Here is a 15,370-nt window from a genome sequence, read left to right as displayed (position 1 = left end):
GGTACTCCTAGCGGGATTTCTCGAAAGGTTTCACAAAGGTGATTCTAGGCTCTTTCCACGGCCCTTCGACACGGTAGTGCACGCTGGCAAAGCGTGACACGCGGTCACCGATCAGCCGATCGACCAGGAACAGCGCACCGCCCACCGCCGGCGCGCCGACGATCAACGCCGCCAGCGGCAGGTTGTTGGTCACCGGCAGGCTCACCTGCAAGTCAGCATCGACCCGGTCGCTGACCATGTCCAGCGTGCCGTCGAGTTCGAAGTTGCTCGACGGGCCGGTCACGGTAATCGGTTCGCGGGTCACGTACACGCCACTGCTGGCCACCAGCAAGCCCTTGACCCGGTCATAGGCCAGGCCCTTGTCAAACAGGTCGGAAAAGTCCAGACGCAGGCGCCGGCCAATCGAGTTGAAGTTGAGCAGGCCGAACACCCGCAGCGCCTGTGCGCTGCCTTCGACCTCGACGAACTGGCCGGTGCGCAGTGCTGCATCCATGCTGCCCGAGAAGCGTTTCAGGCCCACCGCGGCCGGCGAACCCGGCCAGCGGCCATCCACATCCAGGCGGAAATCGCGGCTGGTCACCGTCGGGGCAAAGCCCCAGGCGCTGAGCACATCCGCCAGGTTCTTGCCGTCAAGGCGCCCTTTGTACCAACTGCTGGTTTTGCCCGTTTCGCCCTCCCAGCCACCACCGCCATCGATGCGCAACCCCTTGAGGTCGAGGTCGATATCACTGGCTGTGACGCCACGTGGGGTCGGCCGCAGCTTGATCGCGGCGCTACCGTAAAGATCGTCACCGCGATAGAGCTTGTCGATGCTCAGGTCCAGTGCCGGGACTTTGCGCGGATCGAACGAGGCAAGCGGGTCGGGGCCGTCTTCAGCCTGCTGTTCAGCGGCGCTGGCGGCAGGCAGCCGCAAGGTCTGCATGCGCACGACCATGGGCGCGCCCTTGGCATCCGGTACGCGCGCATTACCGATGACTTCCTTGCTGTCGAGGCGCAAATCCCAGGCCGGGCCGCCCCGGGCCAAGCGTACCACGGCCTGGTTCAGGTCCATGCCAAAGGCTTTCAACTGGCCGATGCTCAGGTCGACGCTTTGCAGGTTCTGCCGCGCGCTGCCACCGGGGTCGTCCCCAGCCAGCCGGCCTGCCTGCTCTTGCCAAGGGGCCAGGTCCAGGGTCTCCAGGCGCCCGCGCACCCTCAGCCCCTGGCTGGAAGGTACCCGGGCGTCGCCTGTGCCCAGCACTAGCTCGCCACGGCCCTGAGTCAACGTTTCAGCCGGTGCAGCATAGGCAAAGCGGGCAAGGTCGGCGTAGGCAGCGTTGAATTGCCGCTCCGAGCCCTGAAGGCTCATGTTGAAACGGCTGTCACGGGTATCTGCTGCCGCTTTGCCGAACGGAGCCGGCAGGTCGATGGCCAGACCCTTGAGGCTGGAAGTGACACTCAGGCGGTTGTCCCGGCTCCCCAGACTGAGCTGCAACTGATAGGGGAGGTCACCGGAGGCCGGCAAGGCCTGCTTGAACTGCAGCCAGTCAGTCAGCGTCTTGAGCGATACCTGGCCATTGGCATTGATGCGGGTCTGCATCTGCCCAGCCTGACCTTCAGCGGTTATTTGCGCCGTTACCGGCTTGCCGAAGGCCTGCAGACTGATGCCTTTGCCACTCAGGCCCTTGTCGAAGTCGAAGCTGAAGTCGCCCTTCAGGCGGTTCAACTCCAGACTTGGCGGGGCCACTTTCAGGCGCGCATCGTGGGTGGCGAAGTCCACCTGCACTTTTGGGCGCTGCCCACGGACCAGCGGGATATCGAGCTTGACCTTGCCCTTCAGCGGCCCCTCACCTTCCCAGCCGGCGAAAATCTCACCGGTGCCGATTGGCGCTTCCTTGAGAATCTTCAGGCCATCACCCAGGCTACCGTCGAAGTCGCCATCCAGGTAGAGGTGGCTGTGCTGGCCACCCTCGACATGCGGGATATCGACATTCACATCGCTGACCTTGGTGTCGAGCAGCACGCCTCGCTGGGCCTTGATGCGCACGCCACTGTCCTCGATGAACACATCACCATCGACGTGCTGCACCTGTGGCCAACCGGGCTGGAAGTCCAGCGCGGCGTCATGCACCTTGAAGAACAGGCTGATGCTGCGCGCTTGCGGCGCTGCGCCATGGTTCAGCGAGCCCTGATACTGGAAGTAGCCTTCATCCACAGCGCCTTTGACGATAGCGCTGCGCAGCCACTCGTCGAGGGCCGGGCTGAGCACCTCGGGCAGATACTTGGCAGTATAGCGGCCATCGCCTTCGGTCAGGCCGACGCGCAGGTCCATATAGTCCTCGCGGCCTTCCTCGAACAACAGGCGAATGAGGAAGTCACCGGCGATCTTGCCCTCCTCGCCCAGCACCTTGAGGTAGGGCGCAATTAGGGTGAAACCGTCTTTGTCCAAGGTCCAGGTCAAGCGCGCATTCGCCTTCTGGTAATGCCAGGGCTTGGCGAAGATCGGGTACAGATGCAGCATGAACGCATCGGTATCCAGGCGCAGCTCGCCGTGGCCCAGGTCACCACTGATGCTGCCACTGACGTTACCGGCCGCCGGGGCGTTGTGATAAGCATCGAAGCCTACCTTCTCCAGGTTGGCTGCGAACTGCAGGCGCTGGTCACCCTCGGCCTTGGGCCTGGCCTCGAGGCGCACATTGCGCAACGCACCGGTCACCTTCAAGCCATCGACCACATCCTTGACCTTGTCCGGCAGGGGGGCCAGGGCATCGATCAGCGGAGTCAGCGGGGTGAGGTCGAGGCGGTCGGCCTGTAACTGCCAGCTTTCATCGGCTGCGTTCTGGCCAGGGCGCTGCTGCAACTGCAGGTGAGACTCCCAGCGGGCCTTGCCGAGGTCCATGGCCAACGAGTCGACGACCACATCGAAGCCTTGCTCCCGGCGCTGGAACCAGGCGCCCAAAGCCAGATTATTCAGGTTGGTAGCCTTGCGCCCGGCATAGGCCCCCTCCAGCCTGGGTGCATTGAGCCTTACGACGGCCCGTTGCAACTGCCCCTTGCCCCAGCCGATCCAGAACTCACCGCCCGCCCGCAGGGTGTCAGCATGCCACTGACCCAACACCTTGGGCGGCAACCAATGTGCCCAGTCACTTTGCGGCAGGCTGACATAGGCGTCTACCTCGCCATCACGCCAAGCGTCGGCCGACATACGGCTGTTCAGGCTCAACGCCAGGGGTTGGCCGTCAGGCAGGGTCGCACGCAAATCCAAGGCCTGACGGGTGGCACCGGCCTGCAGGCCGGCACTCACATAAGTCAGGGTCAGCGGGTCGCGCTGCCAGGGGTGCAGAGTGACCAGACTGTCGAACACATCGATGCGCCCCAGCTGGCGCAGGCGCTGCAGCAAGTCGGCAGGGTCCAGCGGCGCGTCGTCCTTCTTCGGCAGGCCTTCCAGGCTCCAGGCGCCCTGCTCGTTCTCGCGAAGGATCAGTTGCAGCCCGCCCAGCTGGATGCGCGCCAGGCGCACTTCGCGGGCGGTGAGGCTGGCCCAGATGTCGGGCACCACCATGACGTCGTCCAGCCGGAGCGCCTTGGTGCCTTCGCCCAATTGCAGGTCGCGCACCCGCAGCACAGGGGCCAGTCCGCTCCAGTGCCCTTCCAGGGCACCGACATGCACGGGCAGGCCCAGCGCCTGCTCGGCCTTGCTTTCTACGTCGGCACGGTACTCGGCTACCAGCGGCACCAGTTCACGACCAAGGCTGACATACAGCGCCACCAATACGGCCAGCAGGGCACATATGCCCAACCCCCAGCGGGTCAGAGCAACAAGAACGCGGTTCAGACGTCCCATGGCCATGGCCCTCCAAGTCGTTTATCCATGATGGCCCGTCGTGCCGGTTTTGCCAGGACGACAATGCAGTGGCGTGTTTCAGAAGACCTCAGAGCAGCACCACGTCGTATTGTTCCTGCGAATACATCGACTCGACCTGGAAGCGAATGGTTCGACCGATAAAGGCTTCCAGTTCCGCCACGTTGCCTGACTCTTCATCCAGCAGGCGGTCGACCACCTTCTGGTTGGCCAGCACACGGTAGCCTTCAGCCTGATAGGCACGGGCCTCACGCAGGATCTCGCGGAATATTTCGTAACAGATGGTCTCGGGTGTTTTCAGCTTGCCGCGGCCCTGACAGGCCAGACACGGCTCGCAAAGCACCTGTTCCAGGCTTTCCCGCGTACGCTTGCGGGTCATCTGCACCAGGCCCAACTCGGTGATGCCGATGATGTTGGTCTTGGCGTGATCGCGCTCCAGCTGTTTTTCCAGGGTACGCAGTACCTGACGCTGGTGATCTTCGTCTTCCATGTCGATGAAGTCGATGATGATGATGCCGCCAATGTTGCGCAGGCGCAGTTGCCGGGCGATGGCGGTAGCGGCCTCGAGGTTGGTCTTGAAGATGGTTTCTTCGAGGTTGCGATGACCGACGAAAGCCCCGGTGTTGACGTCGATGGTGGTCATCGCTTCGGCCGGGTCGACCACCAGGTAACCGCCGGACTTCAACGGCACCTTGCGCTCCAGAGCCCGCTGGATCTCGTCTTCGACACCGTACAGGTCAAAGATTGGGCGCTCGCCGGGGTAATGTTCGAGGCGGTCGGCAATTTCCGGCATCAACTCGCCAACGAACTGCGTGGTCTTCTGGAAGGTTTCCCGCGAGTCGATGCGGATCTTCTCGATCTTCGGATTGACCAGGTCGCGCAGGGTACGCAGGGCCAGGCCAAGGTCTTCGTAAATGACCGTGGGCGCGCCGCAGGTCTTGATCTGGGTGCCGATCTGCTCCCACAGGCGGCGCAGGTAACGGATGTCCTGCAAGATCTCCTCGGCACGCGCGCCTTCGGCGGCGGTGCGCAAGATGAAGCCGCCGGCATCCTTGATGTTCTCGCTGTCCATGCAGTCGCTGACCACTTGCTTGAGGCGCTCACGCTCGGCCTCGTCCTCGATTTTCAGCGAAATACCGACATGGCTGCTGCGTGGCATGTACACCAGGTAGCGCGACGGGATCGATAGCTGGGTGGTCAGGCGCGCCCCCTTGGTGCCGATCGGGTCCTTGGTCACCTGCACCACCAGGGCCTGGCCTTCATGTACCAGTGCGGTGATGTTCTCTACCGCCGAGCCTTCGCGCTGGGAGATTTCCGAGGCATGGATAAACGCTGCGCGCTCGAGGCCGATGTCGACGAAGGCCGCCTGCATGCCTGGCAGCACACGCACCACCTTGCCCTTGTAGATATTGCCGACGATGCCACGGCGCTGGGTGCGCTCGACATGCACTTCCTGCAGCACCCCGTTTTCCACCACCGCCACACGTGACTCCATCGGGGTGATGTTGATCAGGATCTCTTCACTCATGGCAGGCTCTCGTCAAAGGTTCTTTCTAATGATGGATGGCGTATGCGCTGCTGGCTACTGCGGGTTTGTTACCTCTGGCGTATGCGCGAGCGATTGCCAGCAGGCGATGCCGAACTGGCCAAGCAAATCGGCCGTTTCACAGAGCGGCAAGCCGACCACCGCCGAATAGCTGCCGGAAAGACCGGTGACGAAGACCGCACCCAGCCCCTGGACGGCATAGCCGCCAGCCTTGTCAGCTGGCTCACCGCTGGCCCAATAGCGTTGCGCTTCATCGGTGCTGATGGCGCGAAAGCGCACTGTGCTGGTCACGCAAAAACTGTGCACACGCTGGCCATCGTCCAGGGCGACAGCGGTCAGCACCTGATGCTCGCGGCCTGACAGGTCAGCCAGCATGGCCAAGGCATCTTCACGGTTTTCCGGTTTGCCGAGAATACGACCATCGAGCACCACGGCAGTGTCTGCGCCGAGCACTACAGCCGGGCCGTCGACACGGGCCAGGCCGGCGGCGGCCTTTGCCCGGGCCAGGCGTTCGACGTAGGCAGGGGCGCTTTCGCTGGGTAGCGGAGATTCATCGATGGGGGCACTGATGACAATGAACGGCACGCCGATCTGCGTCAGCAGTTCACGACGACGGGGCGAGCCTGAAGCCAGGTATAGCGGGGTCATGCAGACATCTCCCTGTCAGTGGCGCGTTGCCGTCAGTTGATGTGCAAGCGTCGACGCAGGTCGCGCAAGGCAAAGCTGATCCATGGCCAGAGCAAGGCACTGATCACCGCCGACCAGACCAGCGCCAGGGTGGGCAGGCGGTTGCCGGTCAGTGCACTGAGCCACAGCTGGATCAACTGGGCGATACCAAAGATCACCAGAATGACCAGGCTTTGCTGCCACATGGGGAACATGCGCAGACGCTGCTGCAGGGACAGCACCAAGAAGGTGATGAGGGTAAGGACCAGCGCATTCTGCCCCAGCAGCGTGCCATACAGCACGTCCTCGGCAAGGCCCAGCACGAATGCCGTGGTCATGCCGACCTTGTTCGGCACGGCAAGGGTCCAGAACGACACCAGCAAGGCCAGCCACATGGGCCGGAACACTTCCATGAACTGCGGCATGGGGGAAACACTGAGCAGCAGGCCGATGGCGAACGTAAGCCAGATGACCCAGCCGTTATTGCGGCGTGATGCAGCCATCATTGCCTCCGGGGTTGAGCGGGTGCGGCCGGCGTGGCAGGTGCAGCAGACGGGGCTGCTGGCTGCGCGACCGGAGTGGCCGGTGCTGCCGGTGTGACCGACGCGGCAGGCGTACCAGCGGCGGGTGCGACCGGATCACGGGTAGCGGCCGGCTGGCCAGCAGGTGCAGCCCCCTTTCGGTCAGCCTCTTCCTGGGCAATGGCGGCATCGGTGGCACGCTGCTCCGGGCTACGCCGGTCACTGAACACCAGCAACATGTAGCGGCTGCGGTTGAGCGCGGCGGTGGGGATGGCACGGACGATGGCAAAGGGTTGGCCGGAATCGTGGATCACTTCGTTGACCGTGGCCACCGGGTAGCCGGCAGGAAAGCGCTGCCCCATGCCGGAACTGACCAGCAGGTCGCCTTCCTTGATGTCGGCCGTGTCGGCCACATGCCGCAACTCCAGGCGCTCCGGGTTGCCAGTGCCGCTGGCGATGGCTCGCAGACCGTTGCGGTTGACCTGCACCGGAATGCTGTGGGTGGTATCGGTCAGCAACAGCACCCGCGCGGTATAGGGCATCAACTCTACGACCTGACCCATCAGGCCGCGGGCATCGAGCACCGGTTGGCCCAGGAACACACCATCACGCTCACCCTTGTTGATCAGAATGCGGTGGGTAAACGGGTTGGGGTCGACACCGATCAGCTCGGCCACTTCAACCTTTTCGTTGACCAGCGCCGAAGAGTTGAGCAGCTCGCGCAGCCGCACGTTCTGCTCGGTCAGGGCCGCCAGCTTCTGCAGGCGCCCCTGCAGCAGCAGGGCTTCGGTCTTGAGCTTCTCGTTTTCGGCAATCAGCTCGGTGCGGCTACCGAACTGGCCGGCCACACCTTGCCAGGCACGCTGTGGCAAATCGGTGATCCAGTACGACTCCATCAGCACCAGGCCCATCTGGCTGCGCACGGGTTTGAGCACGTCGAAGCGCGCGTCGACAACCATCAACGCGACCGACATCACCACCAGAACGAGCAGGCGAACGCCCAGCGAAGGGCCCTTGGAGAAAAGCGGTTTAATGGGCCGTTCCTCGTGGACGACTCAGGAGGTCATTGGACATGGAACAACGCACCAGCCTGGTTGCGGGTTGACGGATACGGCGCCCAAACGGGCGCCAGCCCAGCGCATACAGGTAGCACTGTACGTACTACCTGTAAACCGGGCGCTCGTGAACAGCGAGCGGGATCACTCGCTGGAGAGCAGGTCCATCGCGTGCTTGTCCATCATCTCCAGGGCGCGACCGCCGCCACGGGCGACGCAGGTCAGCGGGTCCTCGGCGACGATCACCGGCAGGCCGGTTTCCTGGGCCAGCAGTTTGTCGAGGTCACGCAGCAGCGCACCACCACCGGTCAGCACCAGGCCGCGCTCGGCGATGTCCGAGGCAAGCTCCGGCGGCGATTGCTCGAGGGCGCTCTTGACCGCCTGGACGATGGTCGCCAGCGATTCCTGCAGCGCTTCGAGCACTTCGTTGGAGTTCAGGGTGAAGGCACGCGGTACACCTTCGGCCAGGTTACGACCACGCACGTCGACTTCACGTACTTCGCCACCTGGGTAGGCAGTACCGATTTCCTGCTTGATACGTTCGGCGGTGGATTCGCCGATCAAGCTGCCGTAGTTGCGGCGCACGTAGGTCACGATGGCTTCGTCGAAGCGGTCACCGCCAACGCGGACGGACTCGGCATAGACCACGCCGTTCAGCGAGATCAGGGCGATTTCAGTGGTACCGCCACCGATATCGACGACCATCGAACCGCGGGCCTCTTCAACCGGCAGGCCGGCACCGATGGCAGCGGCCATTGGCTCTTCGATCAGGAACACTTCTCGGGCACCCGCACCGAGGGCCGACTCACGGATGGCGCGGCGCTCGACCTGGGTCGACTTGCACGGCACGCAGATCAGCACGCGCGGGCTCGGCTGCAGGAAGCTGTTCTCGTGAACCTTGTTGATAAAATATTGCAACATTTTTTCGCAGACGCTGAAGTCGGCAATGACGCCGTCCTTCATCGGACGAATGGCTGCAATGTTGCCAGGCGTACGGCCCAGCATGCGTTTGGCTTCGGTACCGACGGCGACGACGCTTTTCTGGTTGCCATGGGTACGGATGGCAACAACCGAGGGCTCATTCAGGACGATACCGCGCTCACGCACGTAAATAAGGGTGTTGGCAGTACCCAGGTCGATAGAAAGATCGCTGGAAAACATGCCACGCAGTTTCTTGAACATGGGAAAGTGACCCTGGGGAAAGCGTGGGTAAAAAAGTGCGGCAAACTCTAACAATGGCAGGGATTTTGGGCAAGGAGCCAATATGTTAAATTGGCTGTTTTTCCGAGCACGCCAGCAGAATTTCGCGGCCGTTAGACCGCCAGAAAGCTGACATGTTCCTCACCGCGGACCCAAATTCCGTTCTTTGTTTCCCTTGGAGATCCTCATGGCGCTTGAACGCTGCGACGTGGAAAAGATTGCCCATCTGGCCCGCCTGGGCCTGAATGATGGCGAACTGCCACGCATTACCGACGCCCTGAACAGCATTCTCGGCCTGGTCGACCAGATGCAAGCGGTCGATACCACTGGCATCGAGCCCCTGGCCCACCCGCTGGAGGCCAGCCAGCGCCTGCGTCCTGACCAAGTCACCGAAAGCAACCAGCGCGATGCCTACCAGGCCATCGCGCCGTCGACCGAAAGCGGTCTGTACCTGGTTCCCAAAGTCATCGAGTAAGGGATAGAGCCTGCCATGCATCAATTGACCCTGGCCGAGATCGCCCGCGGACTCGCCGACAAATCGTTTTCTTCCGAAGAGCTGACCGGCGCCCTGCTGGCGCGCATCAAACAGCTCGACCCGCAGATCAACAGCTTCATCAGCATCACCGACGACCTGGCCCTGGCTCAGGCGCGTGCCGCCGATGCCCGTCGCGCCGCTGGCGAAACCGGCGCGCTGCTGGGTGCACCGATCGCCCACAAAGACCTGTTCTGCACCAACGGCGTACGCACCAGCTGCGGCTCGAAGATGCTCGACAACTTCAAGGCGCCCTATGACGCCACCGTGGTCGCCAAGCTGGCCGAAGCCGGCATGGTCACCCTGGGCAAGACCAACATGGACGAGTTCGCCATGGGTTCGGCCAACGAATCCAGCCATTACGGCGCGGTGAAGAACCCGTGGAACCTCGAGCACGTTCCGGGCGGGTCGTCCGGTGGTTCGGCCGCTGCTGTGGCCGCGCGCCTGCTGCCCGCCACCACGGGCACCGACACCGGCGGCTCGATCCGCCAGCCAGCGGCACTGACCAACCTCACCGGCCTCAAGCCGACGTACGGTCGTGTGTCGCGCTGGGGCATGATCGCCTACGCCTCCAGCCTCGACCAGGGCGGCCCACTGGCCCGCACCGCCGAGGACTGCGCGCTGCTGCTGCAAGGTATGGCCGGTTTCGACGCCAAGGACTCCACCAGCATCGAAGAACCGGTGCCGGACTACAGCGCCAGCCTGAACGCTTCGCTGCAGGGCCTGCGCATCGGTCTGCCGAAAGAGTACTTCGGTGCCGGTCTAGACCCACGCATCGCCGACCTGGTCCAGGCCAGCGTCAAAGAGCTGGAAAAGCTCGGCGCAGTGGTCAAGGAAATCAGCCTGCCGAACATGCAGCATGCCATTCCGGCCTACTACGTGATCGCCCCGGCTGAAGCCTCTTCCAACCTGTCGCGTTTCGACGGCGTACGCTTCGGCTACCGCTGTGAAGAGCCGAAAGACCTCACCGACCTGTACAAGCGCTCACGCGGCGAAGGGTTCGGCGTTGAAGTACAGCGCCGCATCATGGTCGGTACCTACGCCCTGTCGGCCGGCTACTACGACGCCTATTACGTGAAGGCGCAGCAAATCCGCCGCCTGATCAAGAACGACTTCATGGCCGCCTTCAACGATGTCGACCTGATTCTCGGCCCGACCACGCCAAACCCGGCCTGGAAGCTTGGCGCCAAGAGCAGCGACCCGGTTGCCGCCTATCTCGAAGACGTCTACACCATCACCGCCAACCTGGCGGGCCTGCCTGGCCTGTCGATGCCTGCGGGCTTCGTCGACGGCCTGCCGGTCGGCGTGCAACTGCTGGCGCCCTACTTCCAGGAAGGCCGCCTGCTCAACGTCGCGCACCGCTACCAACAGGTGACCGACTGGCATACCCGCGCCCCCAACGGCTTCTGAGGAATTCACACATGCAATGGGAAGTTGTGATCGGGCTGGAAATCCACACTCAGCTCGCCACCCAGTCGAAGATCTTCTCCGGCAGCGCTACCACCTTTGGCTCCGAGCCGAATACTCAGGCCAGCCTGGTTGACCTGGGCATGCCCGGCGTACTGCCGGTGCTGAACGAGGAGGCCGTGCGCATGGCGTGCATGTTCGGCCTGGCCATCGATGCCGAGATCGGCAAGCGCAACGTGTTCGCACGCAAGAACTACTTCTACCCCGACCTGCCCAAGGGCTACCAGATCAGCCAGATGGACCTGCCGATCGTCGGCAAGGGCCACCTGGACATCGCGCTGGAAGACGGCACCATCAAGCGCATCGGCGTAACCCGCGCGCACCTGGAAGAAGACGCCGGCAAGAGCCTGCACGAAGACTTCAGCGGCTCCACCGGTATCGACCTGAACCGTGCCGGCACCCCGCTGCTGGAAATCGTCTCCGAGCCTGACATGCGCAGCGCCAAGGAAGCCGTGGCTTACGTCAAGGCAATCCACGCGCTGGTGCGCTACCTGGGCATCTGCGACGGCAACATGGCCGAAGGTTCGCTGCGCTGCGACTGCAACGTATCGATCCGCCCGAAAGGCCAGACCGAGTTCGGCACTCGCTGCGAAATCAAGAACGTCAACTCGTTCCGTTTCATCGAGCGCGCGATCAACAGCGAAATCCAGCGCCAGATCGACCTGATCGAAGACGGTGGCAAAGTCGTGCAGGAAACACGCCTGTACGACCCGAACAAGGACGAAACCCGCTCCATGCGCAGCAAAGAGGAAGCTAACGACTACCGTTACTTCCCCGACCCCGACCTGCTGCCGGTGGTCATCGAGGACAGCTTCCTCGAAACCATTCGCGCCGGCCTGCCGGAGCTGCCGCCACAGAAGGTCGAGCGCTTCCAGACTCAGTACGGTCTGTCGGCCTACGACGCCAACGTGTTGGCTTCCAGCCGCGAACAGGCTGACTACTTCGAAGAAGTGGTGAAGATCGGCGGTGATGCCAAGCTGGCGGCCAACTGGGTCATGGTCGAACTGGGTAGCCTGCTGAACAAGCTGGGTGTCGAAATCGATCAGGCGCCGGTCAGCGCTGCGCAACTGGGCGGCATGCTGCTGCGCATTCGTGACAACACCATCAGCGGCAAGATTGCCAAGACCGTGTTCGAGGCCATGGCCGCCGGTGAAGGCGATGCCGACAGCATCATCGAGAGCAAAGGCCTGAAACAGGTTACCGACACGGGTGCGATCGACAAGATGCTCGACGAAATGCTGGCAGCCAATGCCGAGCAGGTCGAACAATATCGCGCAGCCGATGAGGCCAAGCGCGGCAAGATGTTCGGCTTCTTCGTCGGTCAGGCCATGAAAGCCTCCAAAGGCAAGGCCAACCCGGGGCAGGTGAACCAATTGCTCAAGGCCAAGCTCGAAGGGTGATGGTTTTACCCCTGTAATGCTGCGAGGGCTTCGCCCTCGTTCGCGGCTGAAGCCGCTCCTACACAAGCCAGCGTTTTCCCTGTAGGAGCGGGTTTACCCGCGAATGGTCGCACCGGAGAGCACCTGACTTGCTAAAACGTTCCCTCGGCACCCTCGCCCTGTTTTCTTTCCTGGCCGGCTGCGCCAGCCATGACATCGACCCGCGCGGCTACGACCAGACGGGCACCGCTTCCTACTACGGCTCGCGCCACCATGGCAAACGCACCGCCAGTGGCGAACCGTTCAACCAGCACGGCCTCACCGCCGCGCACCGCAGCCTGCCCTTCGGCACACGTGTACGGGTGACCAACATGGCCAACCAGCGCAGTGTGGTGGTACGCATCAACGACCGTGGCCCGCACACCCGCGGCCGCCTGATCGACCTGTCTCGCGCAGCAGCAGAAAAAATCGGTATGCTCCGTAGCGGAACAGCGCGCGTGCGCGTACAAGGGCTTAGCGACTGACGCGACAGGAGTCCGACCATTTTCGACCTGGCCACCCTCCCCACTTTTAGCCTGCTGCAAATGGGCGTTGCCCTGTTGTTGCTGATCGGTGGCGCCGAGCTATTGGTGCGCTCCGCCTTGCGCCTGGCGCAACGCCTGCACGTTCGCCCGCTGATCATAGGCCTGAGCCTGGTGGCCTTCGGCAGTACCGCGCCACAACTGACCGTAAGCCTGCAGGCCGCCTACCAGGGCGCGCCGGATGTGGCAGTAGGCAGCGTGATCGGCAGCAACATCTTCAACGTGCTGGTCATTCTCGGCCTGGCCGCGCTGATCATCCCGCTACGGGTGTCTCGTCAGCTGGTGCGCCTGGATCTTCCCTTGATGATCGTCGCCAGCGGGCTGGTGTATGCACTGTCCGCCAATGCCCACCTGGGTAGGGTTGAAGGGGCACTGCTATTGCTGGGGCTGGCCGGTTACCTGGCAATGCTCTGGCATCAGTCGCGCCATTACGCACGCACCTACCCGGCCCCGGACGCCGCCAGGTCCGGGGCCGGGCGCTTCTGGGCAGGTACGCTGCTGCAGATACTGGTCGGCCTTGGCCTGCTGAGCCTGGCGGGCCACTTGCTACTGGAAGCTGCCATCGAGATGGCCACCGACCTGGGCCTGTCCGAGCGTATTATCGGCCTGACGGTCGTCGCCATCTGCACCTCCATGCCGGAACTGGCCGCTGCGCTGATCGCCGCCTTGCGTGGCGAACGGGAGATCGCCGTGGGCACGGTGATCGGCAGCAACCTGTTCAACCTGCTGGCCGTACTGGGCCTGACCGCACTGATCACCCCGGAACCCCTGTCGATCTCGCCTAACGCGCTGTCTTTCGATCTGCCTGTAATGCTCGGCGTTGCTGTCCTGAGCCTGCCAGTGTTCTATTCCGGTTACCGCATCACTCGCGCCGAAGGCCTGGTGTTTCTTTGCCTGTACCTGGCCTACGGCCTTCATGTGGCGGCTTTTACCATGGGTATGCCGCTGGCTGGCCGCCTGGAGCGATTGATGCTGTTCTATGTACTGCCGGTGCTCGCTGCGGTGTTGCTGTACACCACTGTGCGTGCCTGGCGGAGGCAGCATTGAGGGGCATGGAAGGGGCACGCGTCAGGGCCGCCAGACGCATGCCTTTAGGCTTTCATCGCCTGTGAGATCGAGCGCCGCGCGGGCGGCGCTCAATCTCACAGGCGCCGAAAACCTAACGGCATGCCCCTTACGAACAAACCCGATCAGCCCTTGGCCTGGCGAGCCTTCTTCAGCTTGAAGGCCACCCACAGCACAGCGATCCATGCCGGGATCAGCATTACCGAGATGCGAATCGGCGGCGTCAGGTACATCACCACCAGGATCAGCACGATGAACGCCAGGCACAGGTAGTTGGTCAGTGGGTGCCCCAGGCTTTTGTAGAAGGGGGTGATCCCGGCGGCCAGCTTGGCCTTGCGGAATTTGAGGTGGGTAATGCTGATGCTCGCCCAGTTGATCACCAACGCGGACACTGCCAACGCCATCAGCAAGCCAAAGGCCCCGCCCGGCATCAGGTAATTGATCAGCACGCACAGGCCGGTCGCAAAGGCCGACACGGCCAGCGCAGTCAGCGGTACGCCGCTACGGCTCACCTTCAGCAACTGACGCGGCGCATCGCCCTGGCTGGCCAGGCCGAACAGCATACGGCTATTGGCGTACACACAGCTGTTGTACACCGAGAGCGCAGCCGTCAGCACCACGATATTGAGGATGGTCGCCACCAGGTCGCTGTCCAGTTCGTGGAAGATCATCACGAACGGGCTGCCGCCCTGCACCACCTTCTGCCACGGGTACAGCGACAACAGCACTGCCAAGGCACCGATGTAGAAAATCAGGATGCGGTACACCACCTGGTTGGTGGCCTTGGGGATGCTCTCGCGCGGGTTGTCAGCCTCGGCAGCCGTGATGCCGACCAACTCCAGGCCACCGAACGAGAACATGATCACCGCCAGGGCCATTACCAGACCCGTGACGCCGTTAGGGAAGAAGCCGCCGTACTGCCACAGGTTGGCCACGCTGGCATCCGGGCCACCATGACCGCTGCCCAGCAACCAGGCACCAAAGCCGATCATGCTGACGATGGCTACTACCTTGACCAGGGCGAACCAGAACTCCATCTCGCCATAGACCTTTACCTGGGTCAGGTTGATCAGGTTGATCACCACGAAGAAGATCGCCGCCGTGGCCCAGGTGGGGAAGTCCGGCCACCAGTACTGCACGTAGATACCGACTGCCGTCAGCTCGGCCATGCCGACCAGCACGTACACCACCCAGTAATTCCAGCCTGAGACAAAGCCGGCGAACTCGCTCCAGTATTGGTGGGCGAAGTGGCTGAAGCTGCCGGCAACCGGCTCTTCCACCACCATTTCGCCCAGCTGGCGCATGATCAGGAAGGCCATCAGGCCGGCGATGGCGTAGCCCAGCAACACGGAGGGGCCGGCCAACTGGATGGTCTGGGCAATGCCCAGGAACAACCCGGTACCGATGGCCCCGCCCAGCGCGATCAGCTGGATATGGCGATTCTTCAGCCCGCGCTGTAACCGCTCGGGCGTGCTCTGGTCTTGCATGAAGTGTCCTTTAGCTCAGTGAGGCAGTGT

Annotated in this window: 12 protein-coding genes; 5 read left to right on the top strand and 7 right to left on the bottom strand. The window is 63.0% G+C overall.

What is annotated here, in order from left to right; all coding sequences use genetic code 11:
• Positions 1–7: 7 nt before the first annotated feature.
• The 6 genes from BJQ17_RS20735 to mreB form a co-directional block, all read right to left on the bottom strand.
• Positions 8–3,829, bottom strand: a complete 3,822-nt coding sequence (locus BJQ17_RS20735; RefSeq protein WP_070096577.1) for a YhdP family protein — start codon at positions 3,827–3,829, stop codon at positions 8–10.
• Between the two features lie 82 nt (positions 3,830–3,911).
• Positions 3,912–5,369, bottom strand: a complete 1,458-nt coding sequence (gene rng, locus BJQ17_RS20730; protein WP_003255158.1) for a ribonuclease G — start codon at positions 5,367–5,369, stop codon at positions 3,912–3,914.
• 54 nt (positions 5,370–5,423) lie between these two features.
• Positions 5,424–6,035 (bottom strand): nucleoside triphosphate pyrophosphatase, encoded by a 612-nt coding sequence (locus BJQ17_RS20725; protein WP_003255159.1) that lies wholly within the window; start codon positions 6,033–6,035, stop codon positions 5,424–5,426.
• 32 nt (positions 6,036–6,067) lie between these two features.
• Positions 6,068–6,556 carry a rod shape-determining protein MreD gene (gene mreD, locus BJQ17_RS20720; protein WP_003255161.1) on the bottom strand — a complete coding sequence of 163 codons (489 nt, stop codon included), beginning with the start codon at positions 6,554–6,556 and terminating at the stop codon, positions 6,068–6,070.
• Positions 6,556–7,608 carry a rod shape-determining protein MreC gene (mreC, locus tag BJQ17_RS20715; protein ID WP_080634910.1) on the bottom strand — a complete coding sequence of 351 codons (1,053 nt, stop codon included), beginning with the start codon at positions 7,606–7,608 and terminating at the stop codon, positions 6,556–6,558. The genes mreD and mreC overlap by 1 nt, the downstream gene beginning before the upstream one ends.
• A 165-nt stretch (positions 7,609–7,773) precedes the next feature.
• Positions 7,774–8,811 carry a rod shape-determining protein MreB gene (mreB, locus tag BJQ17_RS20710; protein WP_003255163.1) on the bottom strand — a complete coding sequence of 346 codons (1,038 nt, stop codon included), beginning with the start codon at positions 8,809–8,811 and terminating at the stop codon, positions 7,774–7,776.
• A 205-nt stretch (positions 8,812–9,016) separates the two neighbouring features.
• Between mreB and gatC the strand changes: the two genes are divergently transcribed.
• From gatC to BJQ17_RS20685, 5 genes are all read left to right on the top strand, one after another.
• On the top strand, positions 9,017–9,304 hold the full coding sequence (gene gatC / locus BJQ17_RS20705) for an Asp-tRNA(Asn)/Glu-tRNA(Gln) amidotransferase subunit GatC (protein WP_003255165.1): 288 nt from the start codon (positions 9,017–9,019) through the stop codon (positions 9,302–9,304).
• 15 nt (positions 9,305–9,319) lie between these two features.
• Positions 9,320–10,771 carry an Asp-tRNA(Asn)/Glu-tRNA(Gln) amidotransferase subunit GatA gene (gene gatA / locus BJQ17_RS20700; RefSeq protein ID WP_004574465.1) on the top strand — a complete coding sequence of 484 codons (1,452 nt, stop codon included), beginning with the start codon at positions 9,320–9,322 and terminating at the stop codon, positions 10,769–10,771.
• Positions 10,772–10,782: 11 nt separating this feature from the next.
• A complete protein-coding gene (gene gatB, locus BJQ17_RS20695; protein ID WP_003255169.1) occupies positions 10,783–12,228 on the top strand; it encodes an Asp-tRNA(Asn)/Glu-tRNA(Gln) amidotransferase subunit GatB in 1,446 nt (481 codons plus the stop codon).
• Positions 12,229–12,356: 128 nt separating this feature from the next.
• Positions 12,357–12,731 carry a septal ring lytic transglycosylase RlpA family protein gene (locus tag BJQ17_RS20690; RefSeq protein ID WP_003255170.1) on the top strand — a complete coding sequence of 125 codons (375 nt, stop codon included), beginning with the start codon at positions 12,357–12,359 and terminating at the stop codon, positions 12,729–12,731.
• Between the two features lie 60 nt (positions 12,732–12,791).
• Positions 12,792–13,835 carry a calcium/sodium antiporter gene (locus BJQ17_RS20685; protein ID WP_003255171.1) on the top strand — a complete coding sequence of 348 codons (1,044 nt, stop codon included), beginning with the start codon at positions 12,792–12,794 and terminating at the stop codon, positions 13,833–13,835.
• Between the two features lie 143 nt (positions 13,836–13,978).
• Here BJQ17_RS20685 and BJQ17_RS20680 read toward each other — a convergent pair whose 3' ends face one another.
• Positions 13,979–15,340, bottom strand: a complete 1,362-nt coding sequence (locus BJQ17_RS20680; protein ID WP_003255172.1) for an amino acid permease — start codon at positions 15,338–15,340, stop codon at positions 13,979–13,981.
• Positions 15,341–15,370 lie beyond the last annotated feature (30 nt).

The organism is Pseudomonas sp. NBRC 111139, assembly GCF_001753955.1.
GTDB lineage: Bacteria > Pseudomonadota > Gammaproteobacteria > Pseudomonadales > Pseudomonadaceae > Aquipseudomonas > Aquipseudomonas alloputida.
Note: the sequence above shows the minus strand (reverse complement) of the source record. Positions and strands in the feature narration are given on the sequence as shown.

Excerpts from the sequence above, each read along its gene's own strand:
- BJQ17_RS20735 (WP_070096577.1), bottom strand. The coding sequence starts at position 3,829 with ATGGCCATGGGACGTCTGAACCGCGTTCTTGTTGCTCTGACCCGCTGG.
- rng (WP_003255158.1), bottom strand. The coding sequence starts at position 5,369 with ATGAGTGAAGAGATCCTGATCAACATCACCCCGATGGAGTCACGTGTG.
- BJQ17_RS20725 (WP_003255159.1), bottom strand. The coding sequence starts at position 6,035 with ATGACCCCGCTATACCTGGCTTCAGGCTCGCCCCGTCGTCGTGAACTG.
- mreD (WP_003255161.1), bottom strand. The coding sequence starts at position 6,556 with ATGGCTGCATCACGCCGCAATAACGGCTGGGTCATCTGGCTTACGTTC.
- mreB (WP_003255163.1), bottom strand. The coding sequence starts at position 8,811 with ATGTTCAAGAAACTGCGTGGCATGTTTTCCAGCGATCTTTCTATCGAC.
- gatC (WP_003255165.1), top strand. The coding sequence starts at position 9,017 with ATGGCGCTTGAACGCTGCGACGTGGAAAAGATTGCCCATCTGGCCCGC.
- gatA (WP_004574465.1), top strand. The coding sequence starts at position 9,320 with ATGCATCAATTGACCCTGGCCGAGATCGCCCGCGGACTCGCCGACAAA.
- gatB (WP_003255169.1), top strand. The coding sequence starts at position 10,783 with ATGCAATGGGAAGTTGTGATCGGGCTGGAAATCCACACTCAGCTCGCC.
- BJQ17_RS20685 (WP_003255171.1), top strand. The coding sequence starts at position 12,792 with ATGGGCGTTGCCCTGTTGTTGCTGATCGGTGGCGCCGAGCTATTGGTG.
- BJQ17_RS20680 (WP_003255172.1), bottom strand. The coding sequence starts at position 15,340 with ATGCAAGACCAGAGCACGCCCGAGCGGTTACAGCGCGGGCTGAAGAAT.